The sequence below is a fragment of the Paraburkholderia haematera genome, from assembly GCF_905220975.1.
In the GTDB taxonomy this organism is placed as follows: Bacteria; Pseudomonadota; Gammaproteobacteria; order Burkholderiales; family Burkholderiaceae; genus Paraburkholderia; species Paraburkholderia haematera.
In genome coordinates, this window is the sequence record NZ_CAJNBK010000010.1 from 143,531 (window position 1) to 161,546 (window position 18,016).

The window sequence follows — 18,016 nt, forward strand, 5'->3', positions numbered from 1 at the left end:
CCATCTATCTGTCGTACTGACGCGTATTGACGTTCAGGCGCTGAGCGTTTCGATCAACGCCATTTCGCGGCTGGTCATCAGCTTCTCGATGTCCATCAGGATCAGCATGCGGCCGTCGACGGTGCCCAGACCCGTCAGATACTCGGTCGTCAGCGTCGCGCCGAATTCCGGCGCCGGCATGATCTGGTCGGTGGCGAGCGTCAGCACGTCCGACACGCCGTCCACCACCATCCCGACCACGCGATGCGCGACGTTCAGGATGATCACGACGGTTTGATGGTCGTACTCGACGCGGCCCAGATGGAACTTGATGCGCATGTCCACGATCGGCACGATGATGCCGCGCAGATTGATCACGCCTTTGATGAACTCAGGTGCATTGGCGATACGCGTCACGTTGTCGTAGCCGCGGATTTCCTGCACCTTGAGAATGTCGATGCCGTACTCTTCGGCGCCGAGCGTGAAGACGAGGAATTCCTGACCGCCGGCGTCTGCCTGCTGCGAGTCGCGGCGGCCATTCGTACCGCTCGCGTTCGCGACGCTCGAATTGATGGATTGGACTTCTGCCACGTTAGCCCCCAAACGGTTGGGATGAAATAAATTGAGTGAGTGTTGCGACGAGTTCGACGGACATCATGCGAGGCTCATCGCGCCGTGCGCGTGGCGCGATTCGCGATTCAGCGCCGCCACGTCCACGATCAGCGCGACACTGCCGTCGCCGAGAATGGTTGCGGCGGAAATGCCGTGCACCTTGCGGTAATTCGTTTCCAGATTCTTCACGACCACCTGCTGCTGCCCCACTAGCTCGTCGATCAGCATCGCAAAGCGGCGCCCTTCGGTTTGCATGATGGTGACGATGCCCTGCGTCGGTTCCTGCTTGGCGTCGTCGACGGTGAATACTTCATGCAGTGCGACGAGCGGCAGATATTCGCCGCGCACGCGCACCACGCGTTCGCCGTTGGCCACCGTGTAGATGTCCTCGGCTCGCGGCTGCAGCGACTCCATCACGAAGTTCAGCGGCAGAATGAAGATCTCGTTGCCGACCTTGACCGACATGCCGTCGAGAATGGCCAGCGTGAGCGGCAGAACGATGCGCGTCGTGCTGCCCTTGCCCGCGTGCGAGGTGATTTCCACGTGACCACCCATCGACTGGATGTTCCGCTTCACCACGTCCATGCCGACACCACGGCCCGAGACGTCCGTGACCTGCTCCGCCGTCGAGAAACCCGGCAGGAAAATCAGGTTCCAGACTTCTTCGTCGGACATCGTCTCGCTGACCTGCATGCCCTGCTTCGCGGCCTTCGCGAGAATCTTGTCGCGGCGCAAACCGGCGCCGTCGTCGCTCACTTCGATCACGATGTTGCCGCCGTGATGCGCGGCTGAAAGCACCAGTTGGCCGGTCGCATCCTTACCCGCCGCGCGCCGCGCTTCCACGGTTTCGATGCCGTGGTCGAGACTGTTGCGCACGAGGTGAGTCAACGGATCGATGATCCGTTCGATGAGGCTCTTGTCGAGTTCGGTCGCCTGACCGAAGGTGACGAGTTCCACTTCCTTGCCGAGTTTCGCCGCCAGATCGCGCACCAGACGCGGGAAGCGGCTGAACACGTAATCCATCGGCATCATCCGGATCGACATCACGGCTTCCTGCAGATCGCGCGCGTTACGCTCGAGCTGCGCCATGCCGTTGAAGAGCCGATCATGCAAAGCCGGATCGAACGTGCTGGTGGTTTCGGCCAACATTGCCTGCGTGATCACCAGTTCGCCGACCAGGTTGATCAGTTGATCGACCTTCTCGACGCCGACGCGAATCGAGCTGCCTTCCGCGCCGCCTGCCGCCGCGGCCGGACGCGCCGTCTTCCGATCCTGTTCGGCGGTTGCCGGTGCGCTAGCTGCCGCGCTTGCCGCCGCCGGTGCGCTGCTCGCCGCTGCGGATGCAGCCGCCGCGGGCGCCGGTGCAGTTGCCGTCGAGGTGTCGAACAGTCCGTGTGTGGCGGCAGCCTGAGCGGGGGCAGCGGTGTGGGCCGCCGGTGCCGACGATGCTGCCTGCTCCGCCTGTACGCTTTGTGCCGTCTGTGCTGCTTGCGCCGGGGTTGAATCGGCAGCGTGCGGCGTTCCAGGTTCGCCTTGCTGCGTCTCGTCCGCCGGTGCGGTGCCGCGGCCGATCGAGATCTGACTTTCGTCGATCACGAAACAGCACACGGCGATAATGTCGTCGGAGGTCACATCGGTCTGCAGCCACAGCGTCAGTTCGCCGCCGCTTTTGACCTTCCCGACGATGTTGCCCAGGTTGCCGAGCTCTTCGGCCAGCAGTTCCTGGTCCTTCTCACCTACGCCCCGTAGCGTAATTTTCAGGTGGGGGCCGGCTTCGTCTCCGGCGCCCCCGGCTTGCCCGGTCTGTGCCGGTTCGCCGTCAATCCATTCACCCGCCGCCTGCACCGCCTGTTCGACGACGTGCTCGGGCGGGGTACCGCCTTGTCCTGCTGTTTGTGCCTCCACTGGTGCTGCGGCTGCCACCGGTGCCGCGGCCGGTTCGGCGCCGAAGTGGCTTTCCCGATTCAGCTGTTCGAGCTTCGCGCAGATCGCCTTGGCCACAGCCGTATCCGGCTCGGCGCTCGCGCGGTAGTCGGCGAGCTGGCCCGACAACACGTCCTTGGTTTCGAGGAACGTATCGATCATGTCCTTGCGCAGCACGAGTTCGTTATTGCGCGCGCGGTCGAGCAGCGATTCGAGAATGTGGGTCGTTTCCGTCAGCGCGGTAAAACCGAATGTCGCCGCGCCGCCCTTGATCGAATGCGCCGCGCGGAAAATCGCCGCGAGGTCTTCGGGGTCCGGGTGTGCAATGTCCAGATTGAGCAGCAACTGCTCCATCTGGGCGAGCAGCTCGTCCGCTTCGTCGAAGAACGTCTGATAGAACTGAGTGATGTCGAGTGTCATGCCTGGGTCACCGCGAGAGTTCCTGTCTAGGCTTGGGCTACCGTGCCGCTGCGTCGAGAGCTTCTATAACTTGTGTAAGGGTGGCGCTTAGACCGGGTCCGGTTCGGCTAACGCCGCGACCAGCTCGGTCAGCATGTCGGGGTCGAGCGGCTTTTCGATCCAGCCGGTCGCTCCCGCGGCGCGCGCCGCCGCCTTGAAGGGCTCGCCCGATTCCGTCGTGAGGACGAGGATGGGTGTCGCCTGGTAGGCCGGGTTGCCGCGCAGTTCGGTGATCAGATCGAGGCCGGTCTTGCCCGGCATGTGCTGGTCCGTCAGCACGAGGTCGAACGACATGGCGAGCGCGTTTTCGAGCCCTTCGTTGCCGTCCGCCGCGAGCGTCACTTCGTAGCCGGCCGTCGTCAGCGTTGCGGCGAGGATTTGCCGCATCGATGCCGAATCGTCGATTGCCAGGATGTGCCTGATCATGAAAACCTCACTGCACTTACGCGATGGATCGGCTGGCCGTCCGCGCCATCTGGACGCGTGGACCGGTCAGCCGACCGCTATCTGTTACTGGGCTGCCGGCGTTGCCGCCGGCACCTTCGGCGCAACCGTCACCGGTGGCACAAGTCTTTGCAGCAGCGGCTTGGAGCCCGCCGCGTCGTCCGACAAGGTGGTCGTCGTGGAGTCGTCATGGTCAAGCGCCTCCTCCGACTTCTTGTTCAGCACGATGATGCTGATACGGCGGTTTTCCGGGTCCATCGGGTCCGCCTTGTTCAGGTTCTGCGTCGACGCGAGGCCGAGTACACGCATCACCTTCGCTTCGTCCATGCCGCCGGCGATCAGCTCGCGGCGCGACGCGTTGGCGCGGTCCGCCGACAGTTCCCAGTTGCTGTAGCCCTTCTCGCCGCCGGCGTACTGCACGGCGTCGGTGTGCCCTTGCACGATGATGCGGTTCGGCACGTCGTTGAGCGTGTGGCCGATTTCGCGCAGGATGTCGCGCATGTACGGCTCAACCACGTCTCTCGCCGTCGCGAACATCGGCCGCTTCTGCGAATCGACGATTTCGATGCGCAGGCCGGTGAGGGTCGAGTCGATGCGGATCTGCTGCTTGAACTGGCGCAGCACCGGGTTCGCTTCGATCGCGGCCATCAGCTTGACCTGCAGATCGTGCAGACGGACTTGCTCGCGGCGTTCCAGCTCGCCCTGCGACTGCTTGTCTGAATCTTCGTTGTTGTGCATGGCGGTGCGCTCGGCACGGGCGGTCGAACCGTCTGTGGTGCGCGTGATGCCTTGTGCATCGGTTGAAATATCGCGGCCGCCACCCTTCAGAATGCTCGAGTCCTCGGCGCTGCGATCGCCGCCCCACAGCGTAATCTTCAACGGCTGGTTGAAGTAATCGGCGATGCCTTTCAACTGCACCGTGGAGGCCGAACTGAGCAGCCACATCAGCAGGAAGAACGCCATCATCGCGGTCATGAAGTCCGCATAGGCGAGCTTCCATGCGCCGCCGTGATGGCCTTTCTTGGCCGGCGCGGAGCGCTTGACGATAATGGCGCGGTCTTTGTCCTTGCTCATCGAATCGGTTCCCGGCGCCCGTTACTTGGCTTTGACGCGGCGCACGTGCTCTTCCAGCTCGGCGAACGACGGGCGTTCAGTCGAGAAGAGCACCTTGCGGCCGAATTCGACGGCGATAGCCGGCGCATAGCCATTCAGGCTGGCGAGAATCGTCACCTTGATGCACTGGAACATCTTGGTCGACTCGGTCACGCGCTGTTCGGCGACGCTCGCGAGCGGCCCGATCAGCCCGTACGAAAGCAGAATCCCGAGGAAGGTGCCGACCAGCGCCTGGGCGATCATCTCGCCGAGCACTGCGGGCGGCTTGTCGGCGGAGGCCATGGTGTGCACCACGCCCATCACCGCGGCCACGATACCGAACGCCGGCATGGCGTCGCCGACCTTGTTCAGGGCGTGCGCGGGCGCCTCGCCTTCCTGGTGATGCGTCTCGATCTCCTCGTCCATCAGGCTTTCGATCTCGAACGCATTCATGTTGCCGCCCACCATCAGACGCAGGTAGTCGGTCAGGAACTCGATGATGTGATGGTCGGCGAGGATCTTCGGATACTGCGTGAAGATCGGGCTCTTCGACGGATCGTCAATGTCGGCTTCCAGGGTCAGCGTGCCTTCCTTGCGCGCCTTGGCCAGCAGGACGTAAAGGAGCGCCATCAGCTCCATATAGACGTCCTTGTTGTACTTCGCGCCCTTGAACAGGGTTGGAATGACGCGCAGCGTCGCCTTGATCGTCTTCATCCCGTTGCCGAGAATGAACGCGCCGACGCCTGCGCCGACGATCATCAGCACTTCGACAGGCTGCAGCAGCGCGCCGAGATGGCCGCCTTCCAGCGCGTAACCGCCGAAGACGGACAAAAGCGTCACGAGTGTTCCCACGAAAATCAGCACTGCCGAGCCCTCACAAAGAAGCGACGGTGACCGTCGTTAATCTGGTTTACGGCAACGGAGCAGAAAACTTTGACGGAAAAGCGGCGCGGCGCTCCGGTGTAAACCAGAGGCGGGTTAAACCGGGCCGGCCGGGCCCTGCACCGGCCGATTGGGCCGGAAGGCCCGCCAGATGGCGCTTGTGGACGCCGCACCCGGATGGTGAATCTTGAGCCGATGCCGCACTGCGGCTCAAACCGCGAGCGCGGCGAGACTTTCGCGGGCCCGGGCGTCGGCAAATTTCTTTGTCTTACCCGCGCGCGAAGGCGGCTGGCATAGCCCGCAGACAAAGGCGTGCTGCGGATCGTGGGCATGCGCGACAAAATGCCCGCCGCACCGGCAGCAGGCGGTCATTTGCAGCATTCCGGAGTCGAAGAAGCGCACCAGCGTCCAGGCGCGCGTCAGGCTGAGCACAGGCTCGTCCTCATGCAACTGGACGTGTTCCAGATAGAGCCGGTAGCTTTTCACGATCGACTGGATCGTCAGACAGCCGCCGTGGCCGGCCATGAAACGGTAGATGTTATAGAACAGCGATGAGTGAAAGTTCGGCTGCCAGGTCATGAACCAGTCGGTCGAAAACGGCAGCATGCCCTTGGGTGGCGACACCCCTTTCAGTTCCTTGTACAGCTTGATCAGCCGGTCGCGCGACAGACTGGTTTCGGCTTCCAGCAATTGCAACCGCGCACCGAGTTCGATCAGCTCGATGGCCAGGGTAATTTCCCTGACTTCCTGCACAACACTTTTAATTGCCATCCGCTTGCATTTCCCCCGTCCTGATCGCGTTTTTAGAACTACAAGCTGCCATCAGCCGACTTGCTCGACTGGCTGGCTTGCCATCAGGATCGCGGAATGCGCCTGAGCCACGGCGCTGGATTTGCCTTTGTCCGCAAGGGCGGACAGCACGGCATGGTCATCGAAACGGAAACGGCACAACACCTGATTGGACGCCGCCAGCTTCACGGTCTGCGCCAAAGACAGATTGGCGAGCACGTCGGCTAGCTGGTCCGAAATCCCCATGCGAAACATGCCCATAGGCTTGTCCTCACGCAGCAGGCGCTGCGCGAGCAGGAGATAAGACAGGTTGACTTCTCTGATCTCATTGAGCATTTCGCTTGTCGCGCTCATGATTCCCCCGGGGTGTATCTGGCTGGTCAGGCCGTTACGGAAACGTTTGCTCGAACGCGCGCGCTTAAACCGCACGAATCGGCTCGTTTCTGGTCTTGCGAGCATTGTGTCGAAAGGGGGAGCGGACGAAAATCGGACAGACACCCTGCCTGCCTGACGGATTAATCCGTCATTCGTGTAGGAGTTTTTCCTACACGGAGGGCGCAGAAGGAAGGTTGAAGTAGGTGAAGCGGCGCGCAGCCTGGCGTTCGCGATGCGCTTTGAATGATTCTTCAACAAAAATGTGAACCAAATGGTGAGTCCTGGGTGGCTCACGGTCCGCACCTTGTTGCGGTGAGAAAGAATTATAAGACGTTTTCACTTCTGCGCAACGCGCGCGGTGTAGAGGCCGCACCCCAGTCCCGGGACCGTGCCTTGCTCGCGTTCTCCCACCGTTCGGATGTCCCTCCAATCGTACGTCCCGACTATCGGGACAAGCCTTGGCTGACCTGTAACGTACGATGTTTCGCGCTGTAACAACATTAAGCGTTTGAAAAATAACTCGAATTAGTCCGGCCGATCCAGATAATGAAGCCTGGGGATTACCCGATGCAGGTCTGAAACACCCCGGGCGGCGGCCTACCGCGCCCAACCGTCCGTCAGGCATTCGCGCCTCGCTCTACTCGAGTGCCGCTGTGTGAAGCCGTTTTGAACAGGAGAAAACGCATGCGAATCGCACAAATTGCGCCGTTGTACGAAGCTGTCCCGCCGAAACTCTACGGCGGCACCGAACGTGTCGTCTCGTATCTGACCGAGGCGCTGGTCGACCTCGGTCACGACGTTACGCTATTTGCGAGCGGCGACTCGGTCACCTCCGCGAACCTCGACGCCTGCTGGCCTCGTGCGCTGCGCCTCGATCCGACGATCCGCGATGCGCTGGCTCCGCACATCCTGATGATGGAAAAGGTGCGCAAGGTCGCCCATGAGTTCGACGTGCTGCACTTTCACCTCGACTACATGCCGTTCCCGCTCTTCACCACCATGGACACGCCGTTCGTGACGACGCTTCACGGCCGTCTGGACTTGCCGGAACTGCAACCGGTGTTCGACGCATTCTCGAATGTGCCGGTGGTGTCGATTTCGGATTCGCAGCGCGTGCCGCTGCCGCAGGCCAACTGGCTGAACACGATTTACCACGGCCTGCCGGAGCAGTTGCTCACGCCGCAGACACACAGACAGCCGGAATACCTGGCGTTCCTCGGTCGTATCTGTCCGGAGAAACGCGTCGATACAGCTATCAAGATCGCTGCGCAAAGCGGTTTGCCGCTGAAGATCGCCGCCAAGGTGGACAAGGTCGACCAGGAATACTTCAAGAAGGAAATCGAGCCGCTGCTCTCGATGGCGCACGTGGAGTTCGTCGGCGAAATCAACGAGGCGCAGAAGCCCGAGTTTCTGTCAGGCGCCAAGGCGCTGCTGTTCCCGATCGACTGGTCGGAGCCGTTCGGTCTGGTGATGATCGAATCAATGGCGTGCGGCACGCCGGTGATCGCCTTCAACCGCGGTTCGGTGCCGGAAGTGATCGACCACGGGGTGACCGGCTACATCGTCGAGGACATTCAAGGTGCGGTGGCCGCGCTGCAGCGTCTGGACGAACTGTCGCGCACCGAGATTCGCGCGCAGTTCGAACGCCGCTTCAGCTCGAAAACGATGGCCCAGAATTACGTTGATGGCTATTCGGCACTGATCGAAGCGACGCGCCGCCCGGTGTTGCGCCAGGTCGCGGTGGGTTGAAAGCTGGGTTGAGCAACGTGCTTAAGCAGCTGACGTTTTTATGCGCTCAGCCGCTTAAGTCGGACTTCTGCCGCTTAGACCGTTTTCCGATTCCCACGCCAATCGTGAGAAAATTTGCCCAGTGAATCGTTTGCGCGAGCGGTTAGCGGGAGTTAACCCGCTTCTACTCCGGAAAAGCCGCCGCTCAAGGGCGGCTTTTTTAATACGCGCGTGGATGCGCTTCCATCCCGGACTAGCGCATCACGAATTAACAATCCGGCACCGATCAACCTTCAATTGGCTTTCGCCCGCTAGCGGCAGGACATTCAAGCCGCGCCAATCAGAAAGCGTTCGCGATTCTTGCCGACAATCCACTTTGGCGGTTTGCCGCGCCCGCTCCAGGTATTTCCCGATTTCGGATCCTGGTACTTGGCCGGCAGCGGCGCCTTCTTTGGCGGGCGTCCGCGCCGTGCGGCAACCGCAAAGCCGAGGTCTTGCGCGGTTAGACCGTATTCAGCGATCTTTTGGCGGATGTCAGCGACAACGTTGTCGACTTCAGTACGCCGGGCTTCGTCTGCTTGTGCCTGCAATTTGGCGATCTGCGCCTTGAGGTCTGCATATTGAGACATTCCGGTTCTCCCTTTTTCTAGAACTCATTCGCTCGCAGACTAGCTGTAATTATAAAAATTCGCAATGGACAATAATACCGATTTAGGAAGAAATCATCTGATAATTATTAAGCGTCGATGAATTGTAAAACGAGATCTTTATCGGGTAATAATAGGTAAAGGCGACTCCACAATGACAATTCTTGACACCTAATCTGGCTACGTTTCCCTAAAATTGCGCGCTCAATGGCATGCACTTGCGCTCAGCATTCATGCCCCTCCAGGCGTCAAACATTTTAGGATTACCAATCATGCAGTTGTCAAAGCGCCTTGCTGCCGAGCTGTTCGGCACCTTCTGGCTCGTGCTCGGGGGCTGCGGCAGCGCCGTCCTCGCCGCTAACTTCGCAGGCCCGGTCCACGGTCTGGGCATCGGCTTTGTGGGCGTTTCGCTCGCATTCGGCCTCACTGTCCTGACCATGGCTTATGCGATCGGCCACATCTCCGGCTGCCACCTGAATCCGGCCGTCAGCGTCGGGTTGACCGTCGCCGGCCGCTTTCCGGCTCGCGACCTGCTGCCGTACATCGTCGCGCAAGTGATCGGCGCGGTGCTGGGTGCGCTGATGCTGTCGTTGATCGCATCGGGCAAGCCGGGTTTCGACCTCGTCGCCAGCGGTTTCGCCAGCAACGGCTATGGTGAGCGCTCGCCGGGCCATTACTCGCTCGCTGCCGCGTTCATTTGCGAAGTGGTGATGACCGGCTTCTTCCTGTTCGTGATCCTCGGCGCAACCGACAAGCGGGCGCCCGCCGGTTTCGCGCCAATCGCCATTGGCTTGTGCCTGACGCTGATTCACCTGATCTCGATTCCGGTCACCAATACATCGGTCAACCCGGCGCGCTCCACCGGCCCGGCGCTGTTCGTCGGCGGCGCAGCAGTGGATCAGCTATGGATGTTCTGGGTCGCACCGATCATCGGCGCGGTGATCGCGGGCGTGCTGTACCCGGTCATCGCCGAAAGTCGCCGCGGCAATTCGCAGGAACTGGCGCTCGACTGATCAGCGAGTGATCGCACCCAGGCAGTCAAAGCGGGCGCTACGGCGCCCGCTTTGTTTTTGTCCTCACGATGCCGGCAGCCGAGCAGCCTGCCAATGGTCCGCTGCTAGAATCGTGCGACTTCCCAAGCTCGCACAGGTGCTACCGATGACCCGTTTCCGCGGATTCCTGCATGGCGTTGCACTTTCCGTCGCCGGTTTGTGTGCGGGCGTGCTTGCGTTACCCGCGGCCCATGCGGCGGACGGCAATACCGAAACGCTCGTATTCGTGCGCCACGGCGAAAAACCCGCCAAGGGGTACGGCCAGCTCAATTGCCAGGGGCTCAATCATGCGCTGGCCTTGCCGGCCGTGATCGCCGCCAAGTTCGGCAAACCGGACGCGATCTATGCGCCCGATCCCAGTCAGCAAAAAGACGACAGCGGTCACCCCTATTACTATATTCGGCCGCTCGCGACTATCGAGCCGACCGCCATCCAATTCCAGATGCCGGTCCAAACGCCGTATGGCTTCGCCCAGATTGACCAACTCGGCATGGCGCTCGTCAATCCTTCCAATCGCAACAAGCTGATTGTCGTTGCGTGGGAACACAAGCTGATCGTGAAGTTGTTGCGCCAGATGATGAGCGCGCATGGCGGCAATGCCGCCGATGTCCCCAACTGGCAAAGCGACGATTTCGACAGCATCTATGTTGTTCACCTCGACTGGCAAAACGGCACGGCCCGCGCAAGTTTCAAGCTTGACCGTCAGGGACTGAACGGCCGAGCTGCGGATTGCCCATGCGCGGCGCTCCCGGGTGCCCCTTCTGCGGCCGCGGCAGGTGCTTCAGCGAACTCGGTTGATTAATCGGGTACTACAGGTGTAAGCCGCAATTACGAGCGCGGCTGTCAGATTGTTGCAACGGCTGCCGGCAACCGGGTGCCGGCTCGCCCCAAGGAGCCGGGAATCCTTGCATGACAGGGCTTCGAGCGGCAAGCGGATCCGGCGCGCAGCGTTCGAATGTTCCTTCTACAGCCATTCGAACGCTGCGACGATGCTTGCAGCCCGTAACATCTCGTCGCAGTCGCCAACGCCCAGAATGCGTAGATTGGTCCTGTGCGACAAACCCACGTCGCCTCACAGGAGAACACCATGAAACGCATCGTCACTCACTTGCTGGTTGCGGCTGGACTCGCGGCGGGCGCATGCGGTGTTGCGCAGGCGCATACGGATCTGAACATCGGCCTGTCGCTCGGCGTGCCGGTCTATGCGCAGCCGGCACCGGTCTACGTAGCGCCGCAGCCGGTGTACTACGGCAACGGCGGCTGGGACCATCGCTACGACCGCGGCGGCTACTATCGAGACGACCGCCGGGATGATCGCGGTTGGGATCACAACGACCGCCACTGGGGCCGCGATGACCGTGGCGATCGCCGCGGCGGTTGGCACGGCTGATCGTAGCGCTGCCTGATCGTAGCGCTGAACCGGCCCGCATCCCCGAAAGAGGACGCGGGCCGGTCCGTTTTCAGGACATCAGTTCGTCGTCGAGCGAGAAAAGTTTGCGCAGATGGTGCGCGACGCCGGCTTCGAAGTTATTGCCGATGCGCGGCACGTCCGGCAGACGCGTGATGAGATTGGGATTGGCGTTGTTCATCATGAACGGATGGCCGGCTGTCTCCAGCAGATCGATATCGTTCATGTTGTCGCCGAACGCCACGCATTGCGAGGCGCCGACGCCGAGGCGCTCGAGCACGATTTGCAACGCGCGCCCCTTCGAAACGTTCGACGTCATCACTTCCAGGCAGTCTGGCAGCGAATACGTGACGTACAGCGCGTCGCCGAATTCGCGCGCCAGGTTGGCCGAGACATGCGCGAGATCGGCGGGCTCGCCGATGTAAAGTACCTTCGCGATGTCCACACCGTCGTGCTTCGGCAGATCGGTTACCTCGTACGTGAAGCCCGAGTCCTGATGAAATTTCAGCAGCTCCGGCGCATCCCGGTCGATCAACCACGCCTGGTCGGCGAACAGGTTGACGATCACGCGGCCGTGCGCGCCGGCGATTTCCGGCTGCACAAGTCGCTGCACGATGGCCGGCGGCAGGTCATCGGCGTGGATCACCGCGTTGTCCGGCGCGTGAATGCGCGCGCCGTTCGAGGTGATCAGATACGGGTTGATGCCCAGCAGGTCGCGAATGCCCGCGACATCGCAGTAGTGGCGCCCCGTCGCGATCACGAAGTGCAGCCCGTCGCTTTCCAGCTTACGCACGGTGGCGATCGTGAACGGGTCCACCTTGTGATCGGCGTTGAGCAGCGTGCCGTCGAGGTCCGTGGCAATGACTTTGTACATAGTGTGAGCAGCCGGGCAGCGTCAAAGAACGCATTTTACCGTTGTGCGCCGCATCCGCGAGATCGCCGCCGGCGCGCGAGACGATTCTCAACCGGCGAGGCGAGCCGCTTCGCGCTGCGCCAACTGCAAACCGCCGTGTGCCGAGTCCGCCAACGGCTCGCGCAAACGGGGCTGATAAATCTGTGGCACGTATTCACGCAACGGTGCGCCGAGACCGCCGCACAGCGCGACCGGCAGGGCCGCCAAGGGGTCGAGCGCGGCAATCATCTTACCCACTTCGTCGCCAGCTTCACCAAGCAAACGCGCCGCGAACGGGTGCGTGCGATGCGCGATGACGATGGGCGCGAGCCTTGCATAAGCTGTCTGATTGGCTTCACACGACCAGATTATGAGGGTGTCGCGATCATGCGCACCGGTGTGGGTGAGCAGCGCCTGCGCCAGTTCGTCGTTGGGCACACGCCCGTCGAGCGCCTGCTGCGCGTGGACGATGGCCCGCAGTCCGAGCCAGGCGCCGCTCGCTTCGTCGCCCGACGGGTAACCAAAGCCGCCAGCGATTCGGCATTCGCCGTTGCCGTCGAGCGCGGCCGCCTGACTGCCGGTGCCAAGCGCGACAACCACACCGTGCGCGCCGCCGTGTGCGCCAAGCAAGCTGGTGTACACATCGCTTTCCACCGCGAGCCCGGCCACCGCCGGCGCCTGTGCGCGAAACGCGGCCAGCCAGTCTCGGTTATTGACCCCAGCCAACCCGCAGCCAAGTAGGCAGCGCGACCAGTCCAGCGGCACCCCGGCATGGGCAAATGCATCGGCACAGCCGGCTCCAATAGCCTGCCACGCGCGTTCCACACCAAGGCCCAGCCCTGACGGCCCGCTCCCCGCCTGCGCCAGTTCGCGGCCCTGCGCGTCGCCCAGAACGACGCGCGTACCGCTGCCGCCGCCGTCGATGCCGATCAGAAAGAGGTCTTTATTCATCGAATTGAGTCAGTTCAGGTGGTGAATAACGCATAGCGTGGCAGGTCAGTTTCAATCCGGCAATCGGCCGAAAGGCCAGCTTGCGGCACGCACGGCTTCCGCTATGCTGACGGGCGACATGACAACGCGGGAGCGCGAAAGTGACACAGCGATGCAACTGGGTATCGAGCGAAGCGCTCGCACACTACCACGACACCGAATGGGGCGTGCCCTCGCGCGACGATCGGCACCTGTTCGAAATGCTCGTGCTGGAAGGCGCCCAGGCGGGCTTGTCATGGTCGACGATTCTCAACAAACGGACCGGCTATCGCCGTGCTTTTGCCGACTTCGACATCGACAAAGTGGCGCGCTTTACGCCCAAACACGTCGATGCACTGGTGCTTGACGAAAGCATTGTGCGCCATCGCGGCAAGATCGAGTCGGCCATTACCAACGCGCGCGCCGTACTGCAGATTCAGGCCGAACACGGCTCGCTCGCCAACTTCGTATGGTCGTTCGTCGATCAGACGCCGATCCAGAACGATTGGGCATCGTATCAACAGGCGCCCGCATCCACCGAAATCTCAGACGCGCTCAGCAAAGGGTTGAAGCGCTACGGCTGCAAGTTCGTCGGCTCGACGATCTGCTACGCGTTCATGCAGGCGGTCGGCATGGTGAACGATCACGAGGCGAGCTGCATGTGCCGCGCGCGATGCGCGGCGCTGGGCAAGAAGGGACGCAATCGCAAAGCCAGCTGAGGCGGCAGCGGTCACTGCCGCCTGGTGCAGCGCGTCTGAAGCGCCGCGGGGGCGGCATGCACGGCAAACGAGCCAAACCCGCGAATTGAAGGCTTTTCGTTGTGTTAGTCCGGGTTTCGCGAATCGGCGCGTGCCCGATACTGCCACTCATGCGCTCGAACAACGAATAACCGCTGCGTAAAGCATGGGAGACCAACCATGAAATCCCTGAACTTCCTGACCCATCAGGAAATTTTCGATCAGGCTGTGGATCATCTACTCGGCCAGAAGCGCGCCGCCTTGCTGCCGCGCGGCGGCGGCGCTTACCGAGGCTACTGCGGTGGCTGCCCGGTCGGCCACTTTATCAAGCCGCTCGACTACGTGACCGCGATGGAAGGCGTTCCGGTGCGCTACGTCGGCAAAACGCCCGTCGAGGCGCCCGCCTATATGGATGCCGGCATATCTGCGCTTAAAAAGGCGCTCCTGCGCGCTCACCTCAATGTGTACGACCCTACCACTGTCACTTTGCTCAGTTGCTTGCAAAACGTGCATGACGTGTTCGGCACGTGGGAATGGCATGAGCGCCTGAGCTCGATTGCCCGGCAATTCCACCTGTCTGCGGAGCGCCTGAAGAGCGCTGCGTAAGGCGCCGCTCTGCAGCCGCAAAGGACTAACGCAAAACGACCCACCAAAAGCAAAACGGCGATGTGGCTTCTTTCGAAGCTCACACCGCCGTTCGGCGTGCATAACGCACGCAAAAGCGTGCGTGAAAAAACGTGCTTAGTGCAGCTTTTTCGGCAACATCTGGCTGCGCAGGCGCTTGTGCAGGCGCTTCACAGCAGCAGCCTTCTTGCGCTTACGTGCCGTGGTCGGCTTTTCGTACGATTGACGCTCACGCAGTTCAGCGATCAGGCCATTCTTTTCGATTGCGCGACGAAAGCGGCGAATCGCCACTTCGAACGGCTCGTTTTCTTTCAGAAGAATCGTCGTCATGTAATTCCTAACTCAATCACTTGATAGGGGTAAATTGCGTGGCGGGATACCGCTCACGCGCCGGCCCTCCGGTCGTTTCGATTCATGGCCAGTAACAGGCAAACGCGGGCAGAACCCGGCCAAACCACGAATGAAACGAGAGGCATAACGGCCACGGAGGCCGGAAAAGAGAGGTGGGGAGTTCACCGCGGAACGCGGACAGACGTAATGCCAAAGCAGCGTCTGTTGCCGTTTCGCCAACCTTTCATCAATGAAAAACATTGACGAAACAGGCAAAGATCTCAATTCACTCCCGATGATATCAGGAAACTCACCATCCTACCAGGGGTTTAGCGATCGCGCCAGGTCCCTTGGGCAATCAGGCGCTGGCCTCGTCCAGTTCGCGGATATCGGTGCTTGTCAGCACCAGATGGACGGCGGCGGCCAGGCTCCTGAGCTGGTCGACGGAGGTTGCGCTGGCAATTGGGGCCGTTACACTCGGCCTGGCGATCAGCCAGGCCAGCGCGACGGTGGCGGGCGTGCTGCCATGCCGTTCGGAGACCCGGTCGAGCGCGTCCAGAATGCGCAAACCGCGCTCGTTCAGATACTTCTCGACCCGGCTACCGCGCGCCTTGTTGGCCAGATCGGCCTGCGAACGGTATTTGCCGGATAGAAAGCCGCTCGCGAGGCTCCAGTACACCACCACGCTCAGCTGATTGGCGAGCGCCACCGGCTCGGTGTCGCGCGCATACGCCGCGCGGTCATACAGGGTGTACTCCGGCTGCAACAATTGGTATTCGGGCAGCCCATGCTGGCGGGACACGGCGAGCGCCTCCTCGACGCGCGTGCCACTGTAGTTCGACGCGCCGATCACCCGCACCTTGCCCGCCTCGATTAGCTTCTGATAGGCGCCAAGCGTTTCGGCCAACGGCGTTTCGGTGTCGTCGTCGTGAGAAAAATAGACATCGATGTAATCGGTTTGCAAGCGCCGCAGCGAATCCTCGACTGCCGCCTGAATGTTCGCCGCGGACAAGCCCTTGCGCTGCGGGTGCTTGGAAACCTTGGTGGCGAGCACGATCCTGTCGCGCTTGCCGCTCTGCCTGAACCACTTGCCGATGATGGTTTCCGATTCGCCACCCTGGTTGCCCGGCGCCCAGGCGGAATAAACGTCGGCGGTATCAATGAAGTTGAGCCCCGCATCGACAAAGGCATCCAGGATCGAAAACGAGGTGGCTTCATCGGCGGTCCAGCCAAATACATTGCCACCGAACATAAGCGGCGCGACCTCTAATTCGGAACGTCCAATCCGGCGCTTTTGCATGATTTCTCCAGGGTCTGTCACAAGAGAAAAGGAGAATACGCCGTCTTTTCAATAGCTGCAGTGGATCGTCCGAGCAAGGCTGCGAGCAGCTCACAAACGAGCGGTGGCCCAACCGGCCTGAAAAACAATTGGGTCGCTATTGCACAAAGTCCCTCAAGTTTTTTTTAGACGGGCCGTCAACCTTCACTGAGGCGGCCAGCAATGAACGAGTGCTTCCGCCGATGCCAACGTGGCGTATTGGGCTCACGGCTTATTTAGGAGATTTTCCATGCTCGGAATCAATAGCAACATCAACTCGCTGGTTGCACAGCAAAACCTCAATGGCTCGCAAAGCGCCCTTTCGCAAGCCATCACCCGTCTGTCGTCGGGCAAGCGCATCAACAGCGCAGCTGACGATGCAGCAGGTCTGGCAATCTCGACCGGCATGCAAACGCAGATCAACGGCCTGAATCAGGGCGTGTCGAATGCGAATAACGGCGTGTCGATGATCCAGACGGCATCGAGCGGTCTTGCACAGATCACGTCGAGCCTGCAACGTATTCGCCAGCTGGCGGTGCAGGCATCGAGCGGTGGCTTGACGGCCGACAACCAGGCCGCGCTGCAGCAGGAAGTGGCACAGCAGATCTCCGAAGTGAACCGGATCGCGTCGCAGACTCAGTTCAACGGCCAGAACATTCTGGACGGCTCGGCAGGCAGCGTGTCGTTCCAGGTCGGCGCAAACGTCGGCCAGACGGTCAGCCTGAACCTGACGCAAAGCCTGTCCTCCTCATCGCTCGGCGGCGGCAAGGTACAGGCAGGTGCCACCCTTGGCTCGATCGGTGTGTCGGTGGATTCGGCCGGCGCAGCATGGGTCAACGGTACCAGCACAGGCAATGAGATCACCCAGATCAACGTGCTGTCCAATGGCAACGGTGGGTACACGTTCACCGATCAGAACAACCAAACGCTTTCAACGGCCGCAGGTGGCGCTGTCCAGACGCTGTTTGGCACAACACCGACCGTCGGCACGCTCACTGCAACCACCACTGGCGCGTTGAATCCGGCGACGGAACTGACTGCCATTAACACCAATAACGCTGCCGGCGTAACCGCTGGTACGGTGCTGGGTACGATTGGTGGTATCAGTGTCAACGCGGCGACCGGCGCGAACATCGCAGGCGCCAGCCCGGCGAACGCGATCACGTCGATTACGGCGAAATCGGATGGTAGCGGTAACGTTGTCTTCTTTGATCAGAACGGCAGCCAGTTGTCGTCCGCAGCGACTACCGCCATCTTCGGCACGTCCGGCAACAAGGGTACCGCCGCGACGGCTACGGTCGCTTTCACAGGGGCGCCGACCAGCAACTTCGGCACGATCTCGGCCAACAACGCGCCGCCGACGGTGTCGAACATCAACATCAGCACGACCAGCGGCGCGAACCAGGCGATGGAAGCCATCGACAACGCGTTGACCACGGTCAACAACATCCAGGCAACGCTGGGTGCGGCACAAAACCGCTTCACGGCCATCTCGACGACTCAGCAAGCCCAGTCGACCGACCTGGCAGGGGCGCAATCGCAAATCCAGGACGCCAACTTCGCACAAGAAACGGCGAACCTGAGCAAGGCGCAGGTGCTGCAACAAGCAGGTATCTCGGTGCTGGCACAGGCCAACTCGCTGCCGCAGCAAGTTCTGAAACTGCTGCAATAAGGCTTCACGTAGTAACGGCATACGCGTCGTGCGTATAGTGCGACGCGTATGCGATAGTTTCGGTTTTACGGGAGGCTCAGCCTC

At 61.4% G+C, this 18,016-nt stretch carries 19 protein-coding genes; 7 read left to right on the forward strand and 12 right to left on the reverse strand.

Features of this window, described 5'->3' with window-relative positions:
* Window positions 1-33: 33 nt before the first annotated feature.
* From cheW to flhD, 7 genes are all read right to left on the reverse strand, one after another.
* Complete coding sequence (gene cheW / locus KHO23_RS19180; protein ID WP_097390704.1) at window positions 34-570, reverse strand: chemotaxis protein CheW; 537 nt, start codon at window positions 568-570, stop codon at window positions 34-36.
* A 63-nt stretch (window positions 571-633) separates the two neighbouring features.
* Entirely contained in the window at window positions 634-2,934 is a 2,301-nt protein-coding gene (gene cheA, locus KHO23_RS19185) for a chemotaxis protein CheA (protein WP_211612844.1), read from the reverse strand.
* Between the two features lie 87 nt (window positions 2,935-3,021).
* Window positions 3,022-3,399: a response regulator gene (locus tag KHO23_RS19190; protein ID WP_211612845.1), complete on the reverse strand. Its 378-nt coding sequence runs from the start codon at window positions 3,397-3,399 to the stop codon at window positions 3,022-3,024.
* Between the two features lie 84 nt (window positions 3,400-3,483).
* Complete coding sequence (motB, locus tag KHO23_RS19195; protein WP_211612846.1) at window positions 3,484-4,491, reverse strand: flagellar motor protein MotB; 1,008 nt, start codon at window positions 4,489-4,491, stop codon at window positions 3,484-3,486.
* 21 nt (window positions 4,492-4,512) lie between these two features.
* A complete protein-coding gene (motA, locus tag KHO23_RS19200) occupies window positions 4,513-5,373 on the reverse strand; it encodes a flagellar motor stator protein MotA (protein ID WP_006050895.1) in 861 nt (286 codons plus the stop codon).
* A gap of 228 nt (window positions 5,374-5,601) precedes the next feature.
* Window positions 5,602-6,162 (reverse strand): flagellar transcriptional regulator FlhC, encoded by a 561-nt coding sequence (gene flhC / locus KHO23_RS19205; protein WP_211612847.1) that lies wholly within the window; start codon window positions 6,160-6,162, stop codon window positions 5,602-5,604.
* A 51-nt stretch (window positions 6,163-6,213) separates the two neighbouring features.
* Window positions 6,214-6,534 (reverse strand): flagellar transcriptional regulator FlhD, encoded by a 321-nt coding sequence (gene flhD, locus KHO23_RS19210; protein WP_154559870.1) that lies wholly within the window; start codon window positions 6,532-6,534, stop codon window positions 6,214-6,216.
* Between the two features lie 705 nt (window positions 6,535-7,239).
* Here flhD and KHO23_RS19215 point away from each other — a divergent pair.
* The gene (locus KHO23_RS19215; protein ID WP_211612848.1) at window positions 7,240-8,304 is read left to right on the forward strand and encodes a glycosyltransferase family 4 protein; all 1,065 of its coding nucleotides are present in this window, start codon (window positions 7,240-7,242) and stop codon (window positions 8,302-8,304) included.
* A gap of 305 nt (window positions 8,305-8,609) precedes the next feature.
* Here KHO23_RS19215 and KHO23_RS19220 read toward each other — a convergent pair whose 3' ends face one another.
* The gene (locus tag KHO23_RS19220; protein WP_172165159.1) at window positions 8,610-8,912 is read right to left on the reverse strand and encodes an H-NS histone family protein; all 303 of its coding nucleotides are present in this window, start codon (window positions 8,910-8,912) and stop codon (window positions 8,610-8,612) included.
* Window positions 8,913-9,202: 290 nt separating this feature from the next.
* Here KHO23_RS19220 and aqpZ point away from each other — a divergent pair, with 290 nt between their 5' ends.
* The 3 genes from aqpZ to KHO23_RS19235 all read left to right on the forward strand — a co-directional run bounded on the left by aqpZ (window position 9,203) and on the right by KHO23_RS19235 (window position 11,372).
* Window positions 9,203-9,943 (forward strand): aquaporin Z, encoded by a 741-nt coding sequence (gene aqpZ / locus KHO23_RS19225; RefSeq protein WP_211612849.1) that lies wholly within the window; start codon window positions 9,203-9,205, stop codon window positions 9,941-9,943.
* 145 nt (window positions 9,944-10,088) lie between these two features.
* On the forward strand, window positions 10,089-10,784 hold the full coding sequence (locus KHO23_RS19230) for a histidine phosphatase family protein (RefSeq protein WP_211612850.1): 696 nt from the start codon (window positions 10,089-10,091) through the stop codon (window positions 10,782-10,784).
* A 285-nt stretch (window positions 10,785-11,069) separates the two neighbouring features.
* Window positions 11,070-11,372 carry a PXPV repeat protein gene (locus KHO23_RS19235; protein ID WP_211612851.1) on the forward strand — a complete coding sequence of 101 codons (303 nt, stop codon included), beginning with the start codon at window positions 11,070-11,072 and terminating at the stop codon, window positions 11,370-11,372.
* Window positions 11,373-11,442: 70 nt separating this feature from the next.
* On the opposite strand, the gene KHO23_RS19240 is transcribed toward KHO23_RS19235, so the two are convergent.
* Entirely contained in the window at window positions 11,443-12,264 is an 822-nt protein-coding gene (locus KHO23_RS19240) for a Cof-type HAD-IIB family hydrolase (RefSeq protein ID WP_211612852.1), read from the reverse strand.
* An 87-nt stretch (window positions 12,265-12,351) separates the two neighbouring features.
* Window positions 12,352-13,233, reverse strand: a complete 882-nt coding sequence (locus KHO23_RS19245) for a BadF/BadG/BcrA/BcrD ATPase family protein (RefSeq protein ID WP_211612853.1) — start codon at window positions 13,231-13,233, stop codon at window positions 12,352-12,354.
* Between the two features lie 140 nt (window positions 13,234-13,373).
* Here KHO23_RS19245 and KHO23_RS19250 point away from each other — a divergent pair, with 140 nt between their 5' ends.
* Together KHO23_RS19250 and KHO23_RS19255 are read left to right on the forward strand one after the other, a co-directional pair.
* Entirely contained in the window at window positions 13,374-13,970 is a 597-nt protein-coding gene (locus tag KHO23_RS19250) for a DNA-3-methyladenine glycosylase I (protein ID WP_211612854.1), read from the forward strand.
* A 198-nt stretch (window positions 13,971-14,168) separates the two neighbouring features.
* Complete coding sequence (locus KHO23_RS19255) at window positions 14,169-14,594, forward strand: hypothetical protein (protein ID WP_211612855.1); 426 nt, start codon at window positions 14,169-14,171, stop codon at window positions 14,592-14,594.
* 135 nt (window positions 14,595-14,729) lie between these two features.
* On the opposite strand, the gene rpsU is transcribed toward KHO23_RS19255, so the two are convergent.
* Together rpsU and KHO23_RS19265 are read right to left on the reverse strand one after the other, a co-directional pair.
* Complete coding sequence (rpsU, locus tag KHO23_RS19260) at window positions 14,730-14,942, reverse strand: 30S ribosomal protein S21 (RefSeq protein WP_006050883.1); 213 nt, start codon at window positions 14,940-14,942, stop codon at window positions 14,730-14,732.
* Window positions 14,943-15,300: 358 nt separating this feature from the next.
* Window positions 15,301-16,242, reverse strand: a complete 942-nt coding sequence (locus KHO23_RS19265; protein ID WP_211612856.1) for an aldo/keto reductase — start codon at window positions 16,240-16,242, stop codon at window positions 15,301-15,303.
* A 268-nt stretch (window positions 16,243-16,510) separates the two neighbouring features.
* On the opposite strand from KHO23_RS19265, the gene KHO23_RS19270 reads away from it, so the two are divergent.
* Window positions 16,511-17,932 (forward strand): flagellin N-terminal helical domain-containing protein, encoded by a 1,422-nt coding sequence (locus KHO23_RS19270; protein ID WP_211612857.1) that lies wholly within the window; start codon window positions 16,511-16,513, stop codon window positions 17,930-17,932.
* Window positions 17,933-18,016: the final 84 nt, after the last annotated feature.

Bases quoted from the DNA above. Each gene is read 5' to 3' on its own strand.
- cheA (WP_211612844.1), bottom strand. From the start codon at position 2,934: ATGACACTCGACATCACTCAGTTCTATCAGACGTTCTTCGACGAAGCG.
- KHO23_RS19190 (WP_211612845.1), bottom strand. From the start codon at position 3,399: ATGATCAGGCACATCCTGGCAATCGACGATTCGGCATCGATGCGGCAA.
- motB (WP_211612846.1), bottom strand. From the start codon at position 4,491: ATGAGCAAGGACAAAGACCGCGCCATTATCGTCAAGCGCTCCGCGCCG.
- flhC (WP_211612847.1), bottom strand. From the start codon at position 6,162: ATGGCAATTAAAAGTGTTGTGCAGGAAGTCAGGGAAATTACCCTGGCC.
- flhD (WP_154559870.1), bottom strand. From the start codon at position 6,534: ATGAGCGCGACAAGCGAAATGCTCAATGAGATCAGAGAAGTCAACCTG.
- KHO23_RS19215 (WP_211612848.1), top strand. From the start codon at position 7,240: ATGCGAATCGCACAAATTGCGCCGTTGTACGAAGCTGTCCCGCCGAAA.
- KHO23_RS19220 (WP_172165159.1), bottom strand. From the start codon at position 8,912: ATGTCTCAATATGCAGACCTCAAGGCGCAGATCGCCAAATTGCAGGCA.
- aqpZ (WP_211612849.1), top strand. From the start codon at position 9,203: ATGCAGTTGTCAAAGCGCCTTGCTGCCGAGCTGTTCGGCACCTTCTGG.
- KHO23_RS19230 (WP_211612850.1), top strand. From the start codon at position 10,089: ATGACCCGTTTCCGCGGATTCCTGCATGGCGTTGCACTTTCCGTCGCC.
- KHO23_RS19235 (WP_211612851.1), top strand. From the start codon at position 11,070: ATGAAACGCATCGTCACTCACTTGCTGGTTGCGGCTGGACTCGCGGCG.
- KHO23_RS19240 (WP_211612852.1), bottom strand. From the start codon at position 12,264: ATGTACAAAGTCATTGCCACGGACCTCGACGGCACGCTGCTCAACGCC.
- KHO23_RS19245 (WP_211612853.1), bottom strand. From the start codon at position 13,233: ATGAATAAAGACCTCTTTCTGATCGGCATCGACGGCGGCGGCAGCGGT.
- KHO23_RS19255 (WP_211612855.1), top strand. From the start codon at position 14,169: ATGAAATCCCTGAACTTCCTGACCCATCAGGAAATTTTCGATCAGGCT.
- rpsU (WP_006050883.1), bottom strand. From the start codon at position 14,942: ATGACGACGATTCTTCTGAAAGAAAACGAGCCGTTCGAAGTGGCGATT.
- KHO23_RS19265 (WP_211612856.1), bottom strand. From the start codon at position 16,242: ATGCAAAAGCGCCGGATTGGACGTTCCGAATTAGAGGTCGCGCCGCTT.
- KHO23_RS19270 (WP_211612857.1), top strand. From the start codon at position 16,511: ATGCTCGGAATCAATAGCAACATCAACTCGCTGGTTGCACAGCAAAAC.